Annotated in this window: 17 protein-coding genes; 13 read left to right on the forward strand and 4 right to left on the reverse strand. The window is 68.1% G+C overall.

The features are described from left to right. Positions 1–4: 4 nt before the first annotated feature. From DMC64_RS03545 to DMC64_RS03605, 13 genes are all read left to right on the forward strand, one after another. A complete protein-coding gene (locus tag DMC64_RS03545) occupies positions 5–769 on the forward strand; it encodes an NADH-quinone oxidoreductase subunit C (RefSeq protein WP_037335924.1) in 765 nt (254 codons plus the stop codon). After that, complete coding sequence (locus tag DMC64_RS03550) at positions 766–2,145, forward strand: NADH-quinone oxidoreductase subunit D (RefSeq protein ID WP_125732010.1); 1,380 nt, start codon at positions 766–768, stop codon at positions 2,143–2,145. The genes DMC64_RS03545 and DMC64_RS03550 overlap by 4 nt, the downstream gene beginning before the upstream one ends. Then, positions 2,142–3,014, forward strand: coding sequence for an NADH-quinone oxidoreductase subunit NuoE (gene nuoE / locus DMC64_RS03555; RefSeq protein WP_037332932.1), 873 nt, complete (start codon positions 2,142–2,144; stop codon positions 3,012–3,014). Before DMC64_RS03550 ends, nuoE begins: the two co-directional genes overlap by 4 nt. Further along, a complete protein-coding gene (gene nuoF / locus DMC64_RS03560; protein WP_016330964.1) occupies positions 3,014–4,294 on the forward strand; it encodes an NADH-quinone oxidoreductase subunit NuoF in 1,281 nt (426 codons plus the stop codon). The genes nuoE and nuoF overlap by 1 nt, the downstream gene beginning before the upstream one ends. Continuing rightward, positions 4,291–6,759: an NADH-quinone oxidoreductase subunit G gene (locus DMC64_RS03565; RefSeq protein WP_125732012.1), complete on the forward strand. Its 2,469-nt coding sequence runs from the start codon at positions 4,291–4,293 to the stop codon at positions 6,757–6,759. Before nuoF ends, DMC64_RS03565 begins: the two co-directional genes overlap by 4 nt. Next, the gene (gene nuoH, locus DMC64_RS03570; RefSeq protein WP_233629548.1) at positions 6,756–8,093 is read left to right on the forward strand and encodes an NADH-quinone oxidoreductase subunit NuoH; all 1,338 of its coding nucleotides are present in this window, start codon (positions 6,756–6,758) and stop codon (positions 8,091–8,093) included. Before DMC64_RS03565 ends, nuoH begins: the two co-directional genes overlap by 4 nt. After that, on the forward strand, positions 8,080–8,622 hold the full coding sequence (gene nuoI / locus DMC64_RS03575) for an NADH-quinone oxidoreductase subunit NuoI (RefSeq protein ID WP_125732014.1): 543 nt from the start codon (positions 8,080–8,082) through the stop codon (positions 8,620–8,622). The genes nuoH and nuoI overlap by 14 nt, the downstream gene beginning before the upstream one ends. Next, a complete protein-coding gene (locus tag DMC64_RS03580) occupies positions 8,619–9,467 on the forward strand; it encodes an NADH-quinone oxidoreductase subunit J (RefSeq protein ID WP_125732016.1) in 849 nt (282 codons plus the stop codon). Before nuoI ends, DMC64_RS03580 begins: the two co-directional genes overlap by 4 nt. Beyond that, positions 9,464–9,763 (forward strand): NADH-quinone oxidoreductase subunit NuoK, encoded by a 300-nt coding sequence (gene nuoK / locus DMC64_RS03585; RefSeq protein WP_005151882.1) that lies wholly within the window; start codon positions 9,464–9,466, stop codon positions 9,761–9,763. Before DMC64_RS03580 ends, nuoK begins: the two co-directional genes overlap by 4 nt. A gap of 12 nt (positions 9,764–9,775) precedes the next feature. Continuing rightward, positions 9,776–11,674, forward strand: coding sequence for an NADH-quinone oxidoreductase subunit L (gene nuoL, locus DMC64_RS03590; RefSeq protein WP_125732018.1), 1,899 nt, complete (start codon positions 9,776–9,778; stop codon positions 11,672–11,674). Next, positions 11,671–13,221, forward strand: a complete 1,551-nt coding sequence (locus DMC64_RS03595; protein WP_037332906.1) for an NADH-quinone oxidoreductase subunit M — start codon at positions 11,671–11,673, stop codon at positions 13,219–13,221. Before nuoL ends, DMC64_RS03595 begins: the two co-directional genes overlap by 4 nt. Before the next feature lie 3 nt (positions 13,222–13,224). Further along, positions 13,225–14,790, forward strand: coding sequence for an NADH-quinone oxidoreductase subunit NuoN (gene nuoN / locus DMC64_RS03600; protein WP_037332903.1), 1,566 nt, complete (start codon positions 13,225–13,227; stop codon positions 14,788–14,790). A 98-nt stretch (positions 14,791–14,888) separates the two neighbouring features. Beyond that, on the forward strand, positions 14,889–15,674 hold the full coding sequence (locus DMC64_RS03605; protein ID WP_125732020.1) for an alpha/beta fold hydrolase: 786 nt from the start codon (positions 14,889–14,891) through the stop codon (positions 15,672–15,674). A gap of 112 nt (positions 15,675–15,786) precedes the next feature. Here the strand turns inward: DMC64_RS03605 and DMC64_RS03610 are convergent, their stop codons facing one another. The 4 genes from DMC64_RS03610 to DMC64_RS03625 are packed head-to-tail and all read right to left on the reverse strand — an operon-like array spanning position 15,787 to position 18,904. Then, a complete protein-coding gene (locus DMC64_RS03610) occupies positions 15,787–16,539 on the reverse strand; it encodes an ESX secretion-associated protein EspG (RefSeq protein WP_125732022.1) in 753 nt (250 codons plus the stop codon). Between the two features lie 27 nt (positions 16,540–16,566). Further along, a complete protein-coding gene (locus DMC64_RS03615; RefSeq protein ID WP_125732024.1) occupies positions 16,567–17,862 on the reverse strand; it encodes a PPE domain-containing protein in 1,296 nt (431 codons plus the stop codon). After that, positions 17,862–18,482 carry a DUF3558 domain-containing protein gene (locus DMC64_RS03620; protein ID WP_125732026.1) on the reverse strand — a complete coding sequence of 207 codons (621 nt, stop codon included), beginning with the start codon at positions 18,480–18,482 and terminating at the stop codon, positions 17,862–17,864. Before DMC64_RS03620 ends, DMC64_RS03615 begins: the two co-directional genes overlap by 1 nt. Next, the gene (locus DMC64_RS03625; protein ID WP_125732028.1) at positions 18,482–18,904 is read right to left on the reverse strand and encodes a hypothetical protein; all 423 of its coding nucleotides are present in this window, start codon (positions 18,902–18,904) and stop codon (positions 18,482–18,484) included. The genes DMC64_RS03620 and DMC64_RS03625 overlap by 1 nt, the downstream gene beginning before the upstream one ends. Positions 18,905–19,269: the final 365 nt, after the last annotated feature.

A 19,269-nucleotide genomic window follows, 5' to 3' on the forward strand; every position in this document is an offset into this window, starting at 1 on the left:
CGACGTGCCCGAAGAAAACTCCCCCGAAACCCCGGAAACCGGCGGCGAGCAGTCCAGCGCCGACCGGCCCGCAGGCGGCCTCGAGCCGCAGGGCGCCCGCCCGGCCGAGCCGGTCGTCACCGGTAAAGAGCGCCAGGGCATGTTCGGTGTCCGCGGCACCGGCGACACCTCCGGTTACGGCGGCGTCCGCCTCCCCGCGTACAGCCCGCCCCCGGCGGAGCGCCCGTACGGCGGCTGGTTCGACGAGTTCGCCGACGAGTTCTACGCGGCCTTGGCGGACAACAAGATCCCGGCGAACGCGATCCAGCAGACGACGGTCGACCGCGGCGAGATCACCTTCTACGTCTCCCGCGAGCACCTCGTCGAGATCGCCAAGGTCCTGCGCGACGACGCCGGTCTCCGCTTCGAACTGCTCAGTTCGGTGTCCGGCGTCGACTACGGCGTCGACGTCCCGCAGCGGCTGCACTCGGTCTACCACTTCACGTCGATGACCTACCGCCGCCGCATCCGGCTCGAGGTCACCCTCGACATCGAAGACCCGCACGTCCCGTCGCTGGTCGGGGTCTACCCGACGGCCGACTGGCAGGAGCGGGAGGCCTGGGACATGTTCGGCATCGTCTACGACGGCCACCCGGCGCTGACCCGCATCCTCATGCCGGACGACTGGGACGGTCACCCCCAGCGCAAGGACTACCCGCTCGGCGGGATCCCGGTCGAATACAAGGGCGCGGAGATCCCGCCGCCGGACCAGCGGAGGTCGTACTCGTGAGCACCGAAAACCTCTCCGACGTCACGACAGGCACCGCCACCGGACCCCGAGGCGCCGACAGCACCGACGACGTCAACTACGCCGACTCCCGCGAGACCACCGAAGGCCGCGTCTACACCGTTTCCGGCGGTGACTGGGAAGACCTCATCGAGGACTCCCGCCACGACGAGCGCATGGTCATCAACATGGGCCCGCAGCACCCGTCGACGCACGGCGTGCTCCGGCTCGTGCTGGAGATGGAGGGCGAGACCGTCACCCAGCTCCGCTCGGTCATCGGCTACCTGCACACCGGGATCGAGAAGAACTGCGAGTACCGCACGTGGACCCAGGGCGTCACCTTCGTGACGCGCATGGACTACCTCGCCCCGCTCTCGACCGAGATGGCGTACTGCCTCGGCGTCGAGAAGCTGCTCGGCATCCAGGCCCCGCGCCGCGCCGAGCTGCTGCGCGTGATGCTGCTGGAGATCAACCGCATCGGTTCGCACCTGGTCTACATCGCCACCGGCGGGATGGAACTCGGTGCCACCACGGCGATGACGCTCGGTTTCCGTGAGCGCGAAGAGGTCCTGCACCTGCTGGAGCACCTCACCGGTCTCCGGATGAACCACGCGTTCATCCGCCCCGGCGGGCTCGCGCAGGACATGCCCGCCGACTACCACGAGGTGGTCAGCCAGTTCGTCAAGACGATGGACGAGCGGCTTCCCTTGTACGACAAGCTCTTCACCGGTCAGCCGATCTGGCGCAACCGGCTCAAGGGTGTCGGGTACCTGCCGGTCGACGCGTGCCTCGCGCTCGGTGTCACCGGCCCGGTGCTGCGCAGCGCCGGTCTCCCGTGGGACATGCGCAAGACCGAGCCGTACTCCCGCTACGAGGAGTTCGAGTTCGACATCCCGACCTCCACCGAGGCGGACTGCTGGGCGCGCTACCTGCTGCGTGTCGAGGAGATGCACCAGAGCCTGCGGATCATCAAGCAGTGCCTGAAGAAGCTCGAGCCGGGCCCGGTCATGGTCGAGGACAAGAAGGTCGCCTGGCCGGCGCAGCTCTCGATCGGCAGCGACGGCATGGGCAACTCGCTCGAGCACGTCCGCAAGATCATGGGCCAGTCGATGGAATCGCTGATCCATCACTTCAAGCTGGTCACCGAGGGTTTCAAGGTCCCGCCGGGCCAGACCTACACCTCCGTGGAGTCGCCGCGCGGCGAACTCGGCGTGCACCTGGTCTCCGACGGCGGCACCAGGCCGCTGCGGGTCCACGTGCGCGAACCGAGTTTCGTGAACCTGCAGTCGATGCCCGCGATGGCCGAAGGCGGCCTCGTGGCGGACGTCATCGCCGCCATCGCCTCGATCGACCCCGTCATGGGGGGAGTGGACCGTTGAGCACCCAGCCCGGAACGACACCCACGCCCGAGCCCGGCACCAGCCTGGCCGAGCAGACCCACATCGCCGCCGGTGGCGACGTCGACGTGATCGCGATCGCGCCGGATCCCGCCGAGGCGGAAGGGATCCTGGAGAACGCGAAGCTCGAAGACATCTTCGACGCCGACACGTACGCCAAGGCACAGAACCTGATCGCGCGGTACCCGCAGTCGCGGTCGGCGCTGCTGCCGATGCTGCACCTCGTGCAGTCGGTGCAGGGTTACGTGAGCCAGGAGGGCATCGCCTTCTGCGCACAGAACCTGGACCTCTCCGACGCCGAGGTCAGCGCGGTCGCGACGTTCTACACCATGTACAAGCGCCGCCCGTGCGGCGAGCACCTGGTGAGCGTCTGCACCAACACGCTGTGCGCGGCCATGGGCGGCGACGCGATCTACAAGAAGCTCCAGACGCACCTCGGCTCCGAAGAGAAGCCGTTGGGGCACAACGAGACCGCGGGCACGCCGAACGAGCCCGGCTCGATCACGCTGGAGCACGCCGAATGTCTCGCGGCCTGTGACCTCGCCCCGGTCATCCAGGTCAACTACGAGTACTTCGACAACCAGACCGAGGAAAAGGCCGTCGCGCTGGTCGACGCGTTGCAGGCGGGCAAGAAGCCGGCCCCGACGCGCGGTGCGCCGCTGACGAACTTCAAGGGCGCCGAACTGCAGCTCGCCGGGTTCTTCCCGGAGGACGCGCAGCAGTACCGCACGGATGTCGACGGTCCTTCGCAGGCCGTCGAAACGCTGCGGGGCGCGCAGGTCGCGCAGGACCGCGGCTGGACCGCGCCCGCGATGAAGGACGTCCCACTGCCCGAAGTGGAGAAGAAGTAATGGCCGATCCCATCACTCCGGTCCTCACGAAGCGCTGGCTTTCGCCCAACTCCTGGACGATCCAGTCCTACGAAGCCCTCGAGGGCTACACCGCGATCCGCAAGGCGCTCAAGGCCACTCCCGAGCAGATCGTCCAGCTGGTCAAGGACTCCGGCCTCCGCGGCCGTGGCGGCGCGGGCTTCCCGGCCGGCATCAAGTGGTCCTTCATGCCGCCGAACGAGGACAAGCCGCACTACCTCGTCATCAACGCCGACGAGGGCGAGCCGGGCACCTGCAAGGACATCCCGCTGATGATGGCGGACCCGCACTCGCTGATCGAGGGCTGCATCATCGCCTCGTACGCGATGCGTTCGCACCACTGCTTCATCTACGTCCGCGGCGAGGCGCTGCACTGCATCCGCCGCCTGAACGCGGCCGTGCGCGAGGCGTACGAAGCGGGCTACCTGGGCAAGAACATCCTCGACTCCGGATTCGACCTCGACATCACCGTGCACGCGGGCGCCGGGGCGTACATCTGCGGCGAGGAGACAGCGCTGCTGGACTCGCTGGAAGGCCGTCGCGGCCAGCCGCGGCTCAAGCCGCCGTTCCCGGCCGCCGCCGGTCTTTACGCCGCGCCGACCACGGTGAACAACGTCGAGACCATCGCTAGCGCGCCGTACATCGTCAACGGCGGTTCGAGCTGGTTCCGCGAGATGGGCCGCGAGAAGTCGCCCGGCCCGAAGATCTACTCGATCTCCGGCCACGTCGAGAAGCCCGGCCAGTACGAATGCCCGCTCGGCACCACGCTGCGCGAGCTCCTGGACATGGCGGGCGGCATGAAGGACGGCATCCCGCTGAAGTTCTGGACGCCGGGTGGTTCGTCCACGCCGATGTTCACCGCCGAGCACCTCGATGTTCCGCTGGACTTCGAAGGCGCGGCGGAAGCCGGGTCGATGCTGGGCACGACGGCCGTGCAGGTCTTCAACGAGACCGTTTCCGTGCCGTGGGCCGTGATGAAGTGGACGCAGTTCTACGAGCACGAGTCCTGCGGCAAGTGCACGCCGTGCCGCGAGGGCACGTACTGGCTGGCGCAGATCCTGGAGCGCATGGTCGAGGGCAAGGGCACCGAGGAGGACATCGACACCCTGCTCGACGTCTGCGACAACATCCTCGGCCGCTCGTTCTGCGCGCTCGGCGACGGCGCGGTCTCGCCGATCCAGAGCGGTATCAAGTACTTCCGGGATGAATTCCTGGCTTTGTGTCAAGCAAACAAGCGCGAATTGGTGGGGGCGCAGGCATGACGATCGCACCCGACAAGCCCGGGACGTCCACAGAGGACACTCCGGTCCCCGAGGGCCACGTCAAGCTGGTCATCGACGGTGAAGAGGTCATCGCGCCCAAGGGCGAGCTGCTGATCCGCACCGCCGAGCGGCTCGGCACGGTCATCCCGCGCTTCTGCGACCACCCGCTGCTCGACCCGGCGGGCGCCTGCCGCCAGTGTCTGGTCGAGGTCGAAATGGGCGGCCGCCCGATGCCGAAGCCGCAGGCCTCGTGCACCATGACGGTCGCCGACGGCATGGTCGTGAAGACCCAGCTGACCTCGGCCGTCGCGGACAAGGCCCAGCAGGGTGTGATGGAGCTGCTGCTCATCAACCACCCGCTGGACTGCCCGATCTGCGACAAGGGCGGCGAATGCCCGCTGCAGAACCAGGCGCTCGCGCACGGCCGTGCGGACTCCCGCTTCGTCGACCAGAAGCGGACCTTCGCGAAGCCGCTGCCGATCTCCTCGCAGGTGCTGCTGGACCGGGAGCGTTGCGTGCTCTGCCAGCGCTGCACCCGGTTCTCCCGCGAGATCGCCGGCGACCCGTTCATCGAGCTCCTCGAACGCGGCGCCCACCAGCAGATCGGCACCGCCGAGACCGCGGACGTGCTGGACCTGGCCTCCCGGACCACCTCCGGTCAGCCGTTCCAGTCGTACTTCTCCGGCAACGTCATCCAGATCTGCCCGGTCGGCGCGCTGACGTCGGCCGCGTACCGGTTCCGTTCGCGGCCGTTCGACCTGGTGTCCTCGCCGAGCGTGTGCGAGCACTGCTCGTCCGGCTGCGCCGAGCGGACCGACTTCCGCCGCGGCAAGGTCATGCGGAAGCTCGCGGGCGACGACCCCGAGGTCAACGAAGAGTGGCTTTGCGACAAGGGCCGCTTCGCGTTCCGTTACTCGACCGCGGACGACCGCATCCGGCGCCCGCTGGTCCGCAACGCCGACGGCGTGCTCGAAGAGGCTTCCTGGACCGACGCGCTGCGCGCGGCCGCCGAAGGGCTGGCCAAGGCACGCGACGGCAAGGGCGCCGCGGTGCTGACCGGTGGCCGGTTGACCGTCGAGGACGCCTACGCGTACTCGAAGTTCGCGCGGATCGCCTTGGGCACCAACGACATCGACTTCCGCGCCCGTCCGCACTCGGCCGAGGAGCTGGGCTTCCTCGCGTCGCACGTGGTCGGGACGACGCCGGAAAGCGGAGTCACCTTCGGCGAGATCGAGCGGGCGCGCACGGTGCTGTGCGTCGCGTTCGAGCCGGAGGACGAAGCGCCGATCGTGTTCCTGCGGCTGCGCAAGGCGGCCCGCAAGAACCGCACGCGCGTCGTCCACTTGGGACAGTGGACCACTTCGTCGGTCCGCAAGACCTTCGGTGAACTGCTGGCCTGCGCGCCGGGTGCCGAGGCCGCCGCGATCGACGGCATCGCGCAGCACGCGCAGGACGTCGACCAGGCATTGGCCTCGGAAGGAGCGGTGATCCTGGTCGGCGAACGTGCCGCCGAGGTCCCGGGTCTCTTCTCGGCCCTGCACCGGCTGGTCGAGCGCACCGGCGCCCGGCTCGCGTGGATCCCGCGTCGTGCGGGTGAACGCGGCGCCCTGGAGGCGGGCGCGGCGCCGACGCTGCTGCCGGGTGGCCGTCCGGTCGCCGACGCCGAGGCTCGCGCCGAGGTCGAAAAGGCTTGGGGCGTCACGCTTCCCGCCACGGAGGGCCGTGACACCACCGCCATCCTCAAGGCCGCTTCGGGTCAGGACATCGACGGCCTGCTGGTCGGCGGCGTCGACCCGGACGACCTGCCGGATCCGGACCTGGCCCGCCGCGCGCTCGAGAACGCGAAGTTCGTGGTGAGCCTGGAACTGCGGCACAGCGCGGTCACCGAGCACGCGAACGTCGTCCTCCCGATCGCCCCGGCGGTCGAGAAGGCGGGCAGCTACCTGAACTGGGAAGGCCGCCGCCGCGAGTTCGCCGTCACCCTCGAAGGCACCGGCGCCCTGCCGGACTGCCGGGTGCTCGACACCCTCGCCGTCGAGATGGACGCGGACCTGTTCACCCAGACCCCGGCCGCTTCCGCCGCCGATCTGGCCAAGCTGCCCGGCAAGACCGAGCCCGCGGTCTTCGAGCCGGTGGCGGCCGTCGCCGCGAGCGCGGGGAACGGCAAGGCCCTCCTCGCCACCTGGCGCCAGCTGATCGACAACGGTTCGCTGCAGGACGGCGAGCCGCACCTCAAGGGCACGCAGCGCGAGGTCGTCGCCAAGCTCTCGGCGAAGACCGCCGAAGGCCTGGGCGGCAGCGTCAAGGTCTCCACCGAACGCGGTTCCATCACGTTGCCGATCGAGGTCGCCGACCTGCCGGACGGCGTCGTGTGGCTCCCGGGCAACTCCGACGGCTCGGCCGTCCGCGCCGCTCTCGCGGCCGGTCACGGTTCGGCCGTCACCCTCACCGGAGGTGAGAAGTGACTCCGTTGCTCAGCCAGATGCCGGACGCCGCCGAGCGGGCGGCGCTGCTGGCGGACGACCCGTTGTGGCTGGTCCTGCTCAAGACGGTCGTCATCCTGCTGATCGGCCCGATCCTGACGATCTTCCTGATCGTCTGGGAGCGCAAGGCCGTCGGCCGGATGCAGAACCGTCCCGGGCCCAACCGGGTCGGGCCCGGCGGCTACCTGCAGTCCCTCGCGGACGCGATCAAGCTGCCGTTCAAGGAACAGATCATCCCGGACACCGCCGACCGCAAGGTGTACTTCCTCGCGCCGGTGATCTCCGCGGTGCCGGCGCTGATCGCGCTGGCGGCGATCCCGTTCGGGCCGGTCGTCTCGATCTTCGGTGAGCGGACCGTGCTCCAGCTGGTCGACCTGCCGGTCGGCGTGCTGGTGATCCTGGCCTGCTCCTCGATCGGGGTGTACGGCCTGGTGCTGGCGGGCTGGTCCTCCGGCTCGCCGTACCCGCTGCTCGGCGGCCTCCGCAGCGCGGCCCAGGTGATCTCCTACGAGATCGCGATGGGTCTGTCGATCGTCGGCGTCATCCTCTACTCGGGTTCGATGTCCACCTCGGCGATCGTCGACTCCCAGCAGACCGGCTGGTACTTCTACCTGCTGCTGCCGAGTTTCGTGATCTACCTGATCTCCATGGTCGGTGAGACCAACCGCGCGCCGTTCGACCTCCCCGAGGCCGAATCCGAGCTGGTCGGCGGTTTCCACACCGAGTACAGCTCGATGAAGTTCGCGATGTTCTTCCTCGCCGAATACGTCAACATGGTGATCGTCTCGGCGTTCGCGACCACGTTGTTCCTCGGTGGCTGGAAGTTCCCGTTCGTCGGCGCGGACCACGCGCTGAACCAGGGCTGGCTCCCGCTGATCTGGTTCTCCGCCAAGCTGTTCATCCTGCTGTTCGGGTTCATCTGGCTGCGCGGCACGCTGCCGCGGCTGCGGTACGACCAGTTCATGCGGCTGGGCTGGAAGGTCCTGGTGCCGGTCAACCTGGTCTGGATCGTCGTGATCGTCACGGTCCGCGCGATCAAGAACTCGGGTGGCCTGTCCACCCCGCAGATCCTCATCGGCGGCGGCGCGCTCATCCTCGTCGTCGTCATCCTGAGCCTGCTGCTGCCGGACAAGAAGGTCCCGGAAGACGACTACGTCCCGGTGACCGGCGGCGGATTCCCCGTGCCGCCGCTCGACCTGCAGGTCCCGGAGAAGACCCCGCGTCAGAAGGCCCTCGCGAAGGCCGAAGCCCGGGCTGCCAAGCGCAAGCCCGCGGCGGTTTCCAGTGGAAGGGAGGCCGGCGATGGGGATGTTTGATCCCATCAAGGGTTTCGGTGTCACCTTCGGCATGATGTTCAAGAAGGTCGCCACCGAGGAGTACCCGGAGGCGGGTGCCCCCGCGGCTCCGCGGTATCACGGCAGGCACCAGCTCAACCGGCATCCGGACGGGCTGGAGAAATGCGTCGGCTGCGAGCTGTGCGCGTGGGCCTGCCCGGCGGACGCGATCTTCGTCGAAGGCGGCGACAACACCGAAGAGGCGCGGTACTCGCCCGGTGAGCGGTACGGCGCCGACTACCAGATCAACTACCTGCGCTGCATCGGCTGCGGGTTGTGCGTCGAAGCCTGCCCGACCCGGTCCCTGACGATGATCAACTTCTACGAGCTGGCCGACGACGACCGGCAGCGGTTGATCTACACCAAGGAAGACCTCCTCGCGCCGCTGCTGCCCGGCATGGAGCAGCCGCCGCACCCGATGCGGCTGGGCGACAACGAGCAGGACTACTACGTCAACGGCCCCGAGCTGGCGCGCAAGCAGCCCGCTGAGAGCACGGAGGCCGTCAAGTGATCACGGCTCTCCTCGCGCAGGCGCCGGACGTTTCGGCCGGGATCACCACCGGCGAGACCATCGCGTTCTGGGTGCTCGGCCCGCTCGCGCTGCTCGGCGGACTCGGCATGATCTTCTCCCGCAACGCCGTGCACTCGGCGCTGTGGCTGGTCCTCACGATGCTGTGCCTCGGCGCGCTGTACATGATCCAGCAGGCGCCGTTCCTCGGCTTCACGCAGATCATCGTCTACACCGGCGCGATCATGATGCTGTTCCTGTTCGTGCTGATGCTGGTCGGCCGCGAGAGTTCCGACTCGGTCGTCGAAGTGCTGCGCGGGCAGCGGGTCATGGCGACCCTGCTCGGCATCGGCGTCGGCGGCCTGCTCGCCGCGGGTCTCGCCCGCGCGCTGGCCAACGTCACCCCGGCGCTGCCGCGCGACCCGGCGAACCTCGACGGCGGCGGCCCCGGCGGGCTGGGACGGCTGATCTTCACCAAGTACCTGTTCCCGTTCGAGCTCACCTCGGCGCTGCTGATCACCGCCGCGCTCGGCGCGATGGTGCTCGCGTTCACCGACCGGCACGCCAAGGGCGGCAAGAAGAACCAGAAGGAACTCGTCGTCGACCGGTTCACCGGCAAGCACGACCGGCCTTCGCCGCTGCCCGGCCCGGGTGTGTTCGCCACGGCCAACTCGGTCGCCACCCCGGCGCTGCTGCCCGACGGCTCGATCGCCAGGGAGTCGCTCTCGGAGATCATCGAGTCGACTTCGGCCGCACAGCTGGAAACCGAACGGAAGCAGGTCGCCGGGACCGAGGAAGGTCCGGACGCCCACGCTCTGGTCGGCAAGTCTGAAGGGGAGAAGGAATGACCCCGACGTACTACCTGCTCCTGTCCGCGCTGCTGTTCGCCATCGGCGCGGTCGGGGTGCTGGTGCGCCGCAACGCGATCGTCGTGTTCATGTGCATCGAGCTGATGCTGAACGCGGCGAACCTGTCCCTGGTCACGTTCGCCCGGATCAACGGGTCGCTGGACGGCCAGGTGATGGCGTTCTTCGTGATGGTCGTCGCCGCCGCCGAGGTCGTGGTGGGGCTCGCGATCATCATGGCGATCTTCCGCACCCGGCGCTCGGCCTCGGTCGACGACACCAACCTGCTGAAGTACTAGGGAGCACCGAGAGTGACCGCATCATCGTGGCTGCTGGTGGCCTTCCCGGCTCTCGGCGCCCTCATTCTTTTGCTGGCGGGTAAGCGGGCCAGGGGCTGGGGACACCTCCTCGGCAGCGCGACCGTCTCACTGTCCTTCGTGTACGGCCTGATCCTGTTCTTCACGGCCGACACGAAGGCCACCGCCGACGTCAAGCTGTTCTCGTGGATCCCGGTTTCGGCGCTGCAGGTCGACTTCGGGCTGCGGATCGACGCGTTGTCGCTGACGTTCGTGCTGCTCATCACCGGCGTCGGCATGCTGATCCACTTCTACTCGATCGGCTACATGGCCGAGGACCGCGACCGGTCGAGGTTCTTCGCGTACCTCAACCTGTTCGTCGCCTCGATGCTGATTCTGGTGCTGGGCAACAGCTTCGTGACGCTGTACCTCGGCTGGGAAGGCGTGGGTCTCGCGTCGTACCTGCTCATCGGCTGGTACCAGGACCGCCCGTCCGCGGCCACCGCGGCGAAGAAGGCGTTCCTGATGAACCGCGTCGGTGACGTCGGGCTCGCGCTGGCGATCTTCCTGATGTTCAAGTACGTCGGGAGCACCGGCTACGCCGAGGTCTTCGGCGCCGTCGGCCAGATCCCCACCGGTGCGGTCACCGCGATCGCGATCCTCCTGCTGCTGGGCGCCTGCGGTAAGTCCGGCCAGTTCCCGCTGCAGGCCTGGCTTCCCGACGCGATGGAGGGCCCGACCCCGGTCTCGGCCCTCATCCACGCGGCGACGATGGTCACCGCCGGCGTCTACCTGGTCGCCCGCGCGCACGAGATCTTCAACGCCACCGCGGACGGCCGCCTGATCGTCACCCTCGTCGGCACGGTCACACTGCTGATCGGGTGCGTCATCGGTTGCGCCTACGACGACATCAAGAAGGTCCTGGCGTACTCCACGGTCAGCCAGATCGGGTACATGATGCTCGCCGTCGGCCTCGGGCCGATCGCCTACGCGCTCGGCATCATGCACCTGGTGGCGCACGGTTTCTTCAAGGCCGGGCTGTTCCTCGGGGCCGGTTCGGTCATGCACGCCATGAACGACGAGGTCGACATGCGGAAGTTCGGCGGGCTGCGCAAGCACCTGCCGGTCACCTTCTGGACCTTCGCCCTCGGCTACCTGGCGCTGATCGGCATCCCGCCGCTCTCGGGCTTCTTCACCAAGGACGCGATCATCGAAGCGGCGCTGTCGCAGGGCGGCTGGCGCGGCTGGGTGATGGGCGGCGCGGCACTGCTCGGCGCCGGGCTCACCGCGTTCTACATGACCCGCCTGATGGTGATGACCTTCTTCGGCAAGGAACGCTGGAAGGAGATCAAGTCCAGCGACGGCCGCGACTTCCACCCGCACGAATCGCCCGCGGTGATGAAGTGGCCGATGATCATCCTGGCCGTCGGTTCGGTCGGCGCCGGTGCGTTCTTCGCCCTCGGCGACCGGTTCGCCGAATGGCTTTCGCCGGTGGTCGGGCCGCTCGAGGAGGGTGGCCACAGTGTCATCCCGCACGCGCTGGTGCCGATCCTCACCGTGGCGCTGTCGGTGCTCGGCGCGGCGGCGGCGTGGCTCTTCGTCGGCCGTAAGGACGTTCCGGTGGAACGCCCCGAGCGGGTCTCGGCCGTGGTCAAGGCCGCGCGCAACGACCTCTACGGCAACACCCTGAACGAGACGCTGGTCGCCCGTCCGGGCACCTGGCTCGCCAGGGCGCTGGTCTACGTGGACAACCGCGGCGTCGACGGCGCCGTCAACGGCCTCGCCGCCGCGCTCGGCGGCGGATCCGGGCGCCTGCGCCGCCTGCAGACCGGCTTCGTCCGCTCGTACGCACTGTCCATGCTGGGCGGCACATTCCTGCTTCTGGCGGCACTTCTGCTGGTGAGGTTCGCATGACCTGGGTACTCGCAACCATCCTGCTGCCGCTCGTCGGCGCCGCGGTCGTCGCGGGGATGAAGAAGAACGACAGGCTGGCGACGCTCACCGCGCTGGTGGTGTCGCTCCTGACGTTCCTGCTGGTGATCCCGATGTGGGCGAGCTACACGCCTTCGGGGGACCGCATCCAGCAGAAGTCCTCGATGGACTGGATCCCGAACTTCGGCATCCACATCTCGTTCGGCATCGACGGCATCGCGCTGGTGATGATCGCGGTCATCGGCCTGCTGGTGCCGATCGTGGTCGGCGCGCTGGGCCTGACCGACAAGCTCCCGGCCGGGCGCTCGGCGGGCGGGTTCCTGTCGCTGATCCTGGTGCAGGAGGCGCTGACCATCGCGGTGTTCGCCGCGACCGACGTCTTCCTGTTCTACGTGCTGTTCGAGATCATGCTGATCCCGATGTACTTCCTGATCGGCGGCTACGGCGGCGCGAACCGGCAGTACGCGGCGGTCAAGTTCTTCCTGTACTCGTTCCTCGGCGGCCTGATCATGCTGGCCTCGGCGATCGGGGCGTACTCGCTCGCGTCGGACAAGCTCGGCAAGGGCAGCTTCGACTGGGAAACCCTCGTCACGGTCGTCCGCGACGCCCCGCTGGGCACGCAGATCTGGCTGTTCCTCGGGTTCTTCCTCGCGTTCGCGATCAAGGCCCCGCTGGTGCCGTTCCACACCTGGCTGCCGGACGCCGCGGGCCAGGCGCCGATCGGCGTCGCGGTCCTGCTGGTCGGTGTGCTGGACAAGGTCGGCACGTTCGGGTTCCTGCGCTACTGCCTCCCGATGTTCCCCGACGCCAGCAAGGAACTCGCGCCGTGGGTGCTGGTGCTCGCCGTCGCGGGTGTCCTTTATGGATCGATCCTCGCGGCCGGGCAACGCGACATGAAGCGCTTCATCGCGTACGTGTCGATCGCCCACTTCGGCTTCATCGCACTGGGCATCTTCACCTTCAACGAGCAGGCGATGGTCGGCTCGGTGTCGTACATGCTGAACCACAGCCTCGCCACCGGCATGCTGATCGTGGTCGTCGGCCTGATCGTGATGCGCGGCGGATCCACCAGGATCTCCGACTACGGCGGCATGGCGAAGGTGACCCCGCTGCTCGGCGGGATGCTGCTCATCGCCGGTCTGTCCACTTTGTCCCTGCCCGGCACGAACTCCTTCATCAGTGAGTTCCTGGTGCTGCTGGGGTCCTTTGTGGACTACCCGGTGTACACGATCATCGCGACGGTCGGCATGGTGCTGGCCGCGGCTTACGTGCTCTGGCTCTACCAGCGCGTCATGCAGGGCCCCGTCCGCGGTGACGCCCTGATCGGCGCCGGTGGCGGGCCCGGCACGGCCATGGCTCCGGAACTCGGTGCCACCAAAGCCATCAAGGACCTCGGCGGCCGGGAGATCGCGATCCTGGCGCCGATGGTCGTGCTGATCATCGCGCTCGGGTTCTATCCCAAGCCGGTGCTCGACACGATCACCCCGTCGGTGCAGGCGACGATGTCGTCCGTGCAGGGAGGCAAGTAAACCGTGCTCTTCTTGACTCAGGCGCCACCGGTGCAGGTGCCGTCGATCGACTACTTCGCCGTCACGCCGATCCTGATCATCCTCGGGGCCGCGTGTGTCAGCGTGCTGCTCGAAGCCTTCTTGCCCAAGCACATGCGGTGGCCGTCGCAGGTCTTCCTGTCCCTGGTCGGGATCGGGGCGGCGGGCGTCTTCCTCGCCTGGTACGCCAGCACTTCCGCGCCGAAGGGCGGCGTCACGACCTTCAGCGGCGCCATCGCCGTCGACCGGCCGTCGCTGTTCCTCTGGGGCACGCTGCTGGCGCTGGCGCTGGGCGCGCTGCTGCTGATCGCGGACCGCTCGGTCGAGCCGGGTGGCGCGTTCGTCGCGCAAGCCGGTATTCGTCCGGGCACGGTCCAGGACCGCGCGCAGGTCGGCACCACCGGTATGCAGACCGAGGTCTTCCCGCTGACGCTGTTCGCGCTCGGCGGCATGATGGCGTTCGTCGCGGCCAACGACCTGCTCACCATGTTCATCGCGCTCGAAGTGCTGAGCCTGCCGCTGTACCTCATGTGCGGTCTGGCCCGTCGCCGTCGCCTGCTCTCGCAGGAATCCGCGGTCAAGTACTTCCTGCTCGGCGCGTTCTCGTCGGCGTTCTTCCTCTACGGGCTCGCGCTGCTCTACGGCTACGCGAACTCCGTGAAGCTGTCGGACATCGCCAACGCCGCCGCCGGTTCGGACCGGTCGGACACCCTGCTGTTCGCCGGGCTCGGGCTGCTCGCGGTCGGCCTGCTGTTCAAGGGTTCGGTCGGTCCGTTCCACACCTGGACCCCGGACGTCTACCAGGGCGCGCCGACGCCGGTCACCGCGTTCATGGGCGCCTGCACCAAGGTCGCCGCGTTCGGCGGGATCCTGCGGGTGTTCCAGGTGGCGTTCGAGTCGACCAGCTGGGAATGGCGCGGCGTGCTCTGGGCCGTCGCGATCATCTCGATGCTGATCGGCGCGGTGCTGGGCCTGACGCAGACCGACGTGAAGCGCATGATCGCCTACTCGTCCATCGCGCACGCCGGCTTCCTGCTCGTCGGTGCCATCGCGATGACCGAGGAAGGCCTGTCGAGCACGCTGTTCTACCTGCTGGCGTACGGCTTCACCACGCTCGCCGCGTTCGGTGTCGTCTCGCTGGTGCGCGACTCGAACGGCGAGGCGACGCACCTGTCCGCCTGGGCAGGCCTGGCGAAGCGGTCTCCGGTGCTGGCGGGCGTGTTCACCTTCCTGCTGCTCGCGCTGGCCGGTATCCCGCTGACCAGTGGTTTCGTCGGCAAGTTCGTGGTGTTCTCGGCGGCCCTGTCCGACGGGATGGCGCCGCTGGTCGTCGTCGCCCTGATCTTCAGCGCCGTCGCCGCGTTCTTCTACCTGCGGGTGATCGTGCTGATGTACTTCTCCGAGCCGGCGCCCGACGGCCCGACCGTCACCGTGCCCGGCGCGTTCACCACCACGGCGATCACGCTCGGCGTCATCGTCACGCTGGTGCTGGGGCTGCTCCCGGCGTTCGCCCTCGACTGGGCGGGCTCCGGCGGTTTCGCCCTCAAGTAGTCCTCGCTTCGCGAAAGGCCCCCTCGCTGTCGTGAGGGGGCTTTTTCGTGTCAGGGCGACGTCAGAGCGGTGTCAGGCCGGACCTCGATAGTTCCCTCATGACTTCCTCTACCTGGACCGGAATGGTCTCCGTCGAAGACACCGCGCTGGCCGTCACGGACACCGGCGGCCCCGGCATCCCCATCGTTTATCTCAACGGCCAGTTCGCGACCCAGGGCTACTGGCGGCGGATTCTCGCCGACCTGGGCACGGACTTCCGCCACATCACCTACGACGAGCGCGCCCGCGGCAAGTCGCGGCGTTCGGCCGACTACTCCTTCGAGGCCGCCGTCCGCGACGTCGACGCCGTCCTCGCGGCCCGCGGCGTGGAGCGGGCCATCGTGGTGGGCTGGTCCTACGGAGCGGTCGTCGCCGCTCACTGGGCCGCCCGGAACCCGGAGCGGACCATCGGCGCGGTGCTCGTCGACGGCGCGTTCCCGTACGACTGGCTGGACGACGCCATGGAACAGCGGATCAGGAAGATGTTCAAGCGGCTCAACCTGATCATGCCGTTGCTGCGCCCGACCGGCCTGACGCCGCGGATGAGCGCCGCCCAGCAGGCGGAGAGCAACATCGAACTCGGCAAGCTCTCGCGGGAGTCGGAATTGGGACCGGTGCTCGACCGGGTGAAGGTGCCGATGCGGTACGTGGTCGCGTCGGGAACCTCCTTCGGCAGCAAGGGGGACGAGCAGGAACAGATCCGCGCCGGGCTCGACGCGGTGACCGCCCGCAACCCGAACATCAAGGTGAGCGCGAAGGTCGAGAGCAACCATGGGGCGCTGCTGAAGAAGGACTTCACGGCTATTTCGGGGGCTGTTCGCGAGGTCGCCCGGCTCGGGGAATGACTTGCCGGGGCGCACCGGGCAGGGTGCTCTTTCGCGGTGCTGGGCCAGAAGAGACCTGCCGCTCACCTCGACGAAGCGGTGCTGCGCCGCCCGGTCGGTGCGCCTGATCGAGTCAGTGGTCGAGACTCGCTCGCAGCGCGGCGACCTTCTGCGCCAGTAGCGCGGGTTCGCCGGGGAGGACGGTGATGTACCGGTTCCGAGGAGAACCGCTCACGTGCATGGCCACCCGGCCGGCGTCGAGGTCGAGATACGTCAGGTCATCCGTGGCCTCCGTGCGTCTGCCCCCGTCAGGACGCATGGCCGCGGCGAAGAACCCGACACCGAAATAGGGCTGCTCGAACACTTCGTCCAGTTGCCGGGCCTCTCTGCTTCGAGACGCGGGCTCGTCGTAGAGGTCGTTGCTGCCGTCGCCGTTGAAATCGTCCTGGGGCAAGGAAAACGGGGAAAATCGGGCCGGCGGGTACTCGGGCAGGTTCATCACGAGCGCGGCCGCGCGGTCGGAGGTCCGCACGCCTTTCAGCCACACCCGGTTTCCTTCGCAGATCGCCGTCACCGCGGCGCGCCCGCGCACGGCGACGAGCACGCTGTACTGCTCCGCCTCGGTGCGGACCGTCGCGTAATACTCGGTGTTCGGCCGGTCGAGTATGTGCAGGACGTCCTCGAAGTCGCTGGTCAGCCGCTTGCCTTCGGTGAACCCGAGCCCGCCGAGCTCCTCGAACGCTGCCCGGTCTTCGCCGTTTCGCGACGACGGCGGAATGTATCGCAGCCCGCCCGCGAAGATCAGATGCGGATCTCCGCAACCGGCGTGACGGAACGCGGTCAACAGTGTGTCGAGCGTGATCTCGACCGGGCGCGCGAGCACCACGTGCCTCCCTCCCCTGGGACTGTGGTGCTACTTCTTCTTCTCGCCGATCACCGGCGGCGTCGGTTTTTCGATGTAGCCGCCGAAGGTCTCATCGGGATCCGGGTTCTGGAGGTACGCCGGAGCCTTCTTCTCCTTGTCCTCCTCGCCCTTCCCGCCGCGCCCAGCGCCCGCTCCCATCGGCATGCCGTTCGCCCCACCACGACCGGCGGCACCCGCCGCCCCCGTCGTGCCGCGGCCGGCCATGCCCTCGCCGGGCATCCCGGCGCCGCTACGGCCACCCATGCCAGGCTGCTGACCTGCCCCGCCAGGTCGGCCGGTCGCGCCGGGGCCGCCCGTCACGCCTGGCGGCCTGCCGCCAGGACCGTAGATGCCGGGCCCGCTCGTCCCGGGTCCGTACCCGGGCGGGAACGCGCCGGGCGTGTTGTACGTGGGGCTCGGCTTGCCGGTCGGCCCGAAGTCGAGGTTCGCCGCCGGCGGTACGACCGGCGTGGTCTGGGGCGGCGTGTACGAATTCGCGCGGGTCCCGTCGTCCGGCTGCTGCGCGCCGGGCTGATGCGGACCCGGGTACTGACCCGGCTGGGGGCCTTGCCCAGGCTGGGGACCGCTGTCGGGCGCAGGGGTGTTCGGCCCGCTGGGTCCACTCGGCGTGCTGGGGCCGTGGGGTGCACTGGGTCCGCTCGGTCCACTGGGGCCGCTCGGTCCTCGGTAGGGCTCGCCAGTACCGTGCTCGCGTCCGTCGGAGCCGTCGCCGAATCCCCTCACCGCGGGCTTCCCGGCGCCGCCCTCGTCCAGAGTGACGCTGCCGCCGGGGTCGGTGAGCTGCGCGTACTGAGCAGGCAGCTCGTCGCCGTTGGCGGTGCTGGCGGAGTGGTAGGACGCGAAGGTGTCGATGTTGTGCTGGCTGTCGGCCTGGTATCCCTGAACCCTGCTCCAGTAGCCGATCAGGCTGCCACTCATGACGGCCTTGACGTCGTCGGCCGTCGGCGCGGGCTGCTCGGGCGGCACCGGTTTGACCGAGTTCTTGGCCGTGCCGAACGCGTCCATCTGGGAGCTGATGGCGGTCTGGGCCCGCGTCAGATGCGCCACGTCGTCCGCCGCCGCTTCGACGACCGGCATCGTCGCGTCGACCGCGGCCATGCTGGCCCCACCCTGCCAACCCGCCAGAGTCTTCTGGGTGAGGGCGGCGAGACGCTGTGCCCGTTCATGGTGTCGCCGGGTCAGCTCATGGGCTGCCCGCTGGGCATCGGAGAGCGAGCCAGTGCCCTCGCCCTTCGTGATCTGCTCGTAGATCTGGGGCGCGGTGAGCGGTCCTTCGGCGACCATCAGTTGCTCCCTCGGATGGTGGTCAGGACCCTGATCGCGGCTTCACGGGCAGCGTCGCAGGGGTCCTTCTTGCTGATGTTGGCTTCGGACTGCTCCACCACGATTCCGACGGTTTCGGTATCGCTGGCTCCAAGCGCCACCGAGCACTTGCCTGAGGGGCGTTCGTCCGTCACGCCGTAGACGGTCAGCGGGTAGCCGTCTACCGGCGAGAGCGGTTCGACGAGCTTGTAGGTAGCACCTTTGGCTTTGTAAACACTTGCAGTACCTCCGTCGGGAGACCGGCCGAAGATCACGTCAATCAGCGGGCGGGAGGTGGAGGGAATGGACCACATGCAGGAAGGACCCGCTGTGCCATCTAGACGTTCTTTGGGTGCGGCGCCGGGGCCGAGGAGCTCACTAGCCTGTATTTCGGATAGAGCATTGCAAGGTGCTTGCTTGACCTGTGTCAGGGTGAGCGGATTCGCGACTTTGGGAACATCAGGGCCAGGCACCTGAGAGGAGCTTGAAGGACCTGCACTCGTGCCACCATTCGTAGGAGTGGGAGTGCCATCGGTCGTCGTTGGCGAGCACCCGGCAAGCGCAAGCGCGGCAATACCGACGAGAAGGACGGAGCGTTGCATCACAAGATGCCCTTCGGCTGGTGATTGATGACCGTGGCGGCGTGCTCGTCCGCAGCGGTGTACTTGCCGAGTGCGGTCAAGTACTTGCGCGCCATGTTCTCGCAGTAGACGATGCGCTGGTTCAGTGCATCCCTGAGGGCGGCGCCGGATTGTTGAGTGACGTCGGCGTTGTTCCCGCTCGCGTACTCCGCTCCAGGCGGCTTCGTCTTGACGAGGAAGTCCGCCTGATTCAGATCAGCCTTGTACTCTTTGGCCAGGTCAGACCACTCATTCGCCAGCTCATGCAGCGTCGCCTCGTCGTACTTGAACCCCGCCCCTTCGGCGACAGGCGTTCCGTAAGAACCTCCGGCAGGGCGGAAGCGGTCGACCTCACTCCAGCGCAAGCCCGGCTCGTAGACAGGTGTCCCCTCAGGCACGGCCATGCACCCCCGCAGCGCTGCACCGTTCCCCGCTGAATGGCCGAAGCCGCCCCGAAGTCACCGTCGTCATGTGCCCCTCCCGTGGCTACAAGGCGCGTCTCCCCGATGCACCCTGCGTAATCCGACGCCGGGAAGATTACCAGGGTTCCCCGGCCGGTGAACCCGTCTGCATGATGCCCCGTTCCCTGCTGAATAGCCGAAGCGAACTCGGTGACTATCCGTGAAAACCGATCGTGTGAATGCGCCCTGGGAAACGGGGTTCTACCTGGTAGGTGGCTAGCGAAATTCGCATACTCTGCGTAATGAAGTTTCGAAGGGTGATTCTCGGCGCAGTACTCCTGGGCCTGCTGACGGCTTGTGCGGAATCC

The organism is Amycolatopsis sp. WAC 04197 (assembly GCF_003947475.1).
GTDB classification, from domain to species: Bacteria; Actinomycetota; Actinomycetes; order Mycobacteriales; family Pseudonocardiaceae; genus Amycolatopsis; species Amycolatopsis japonica.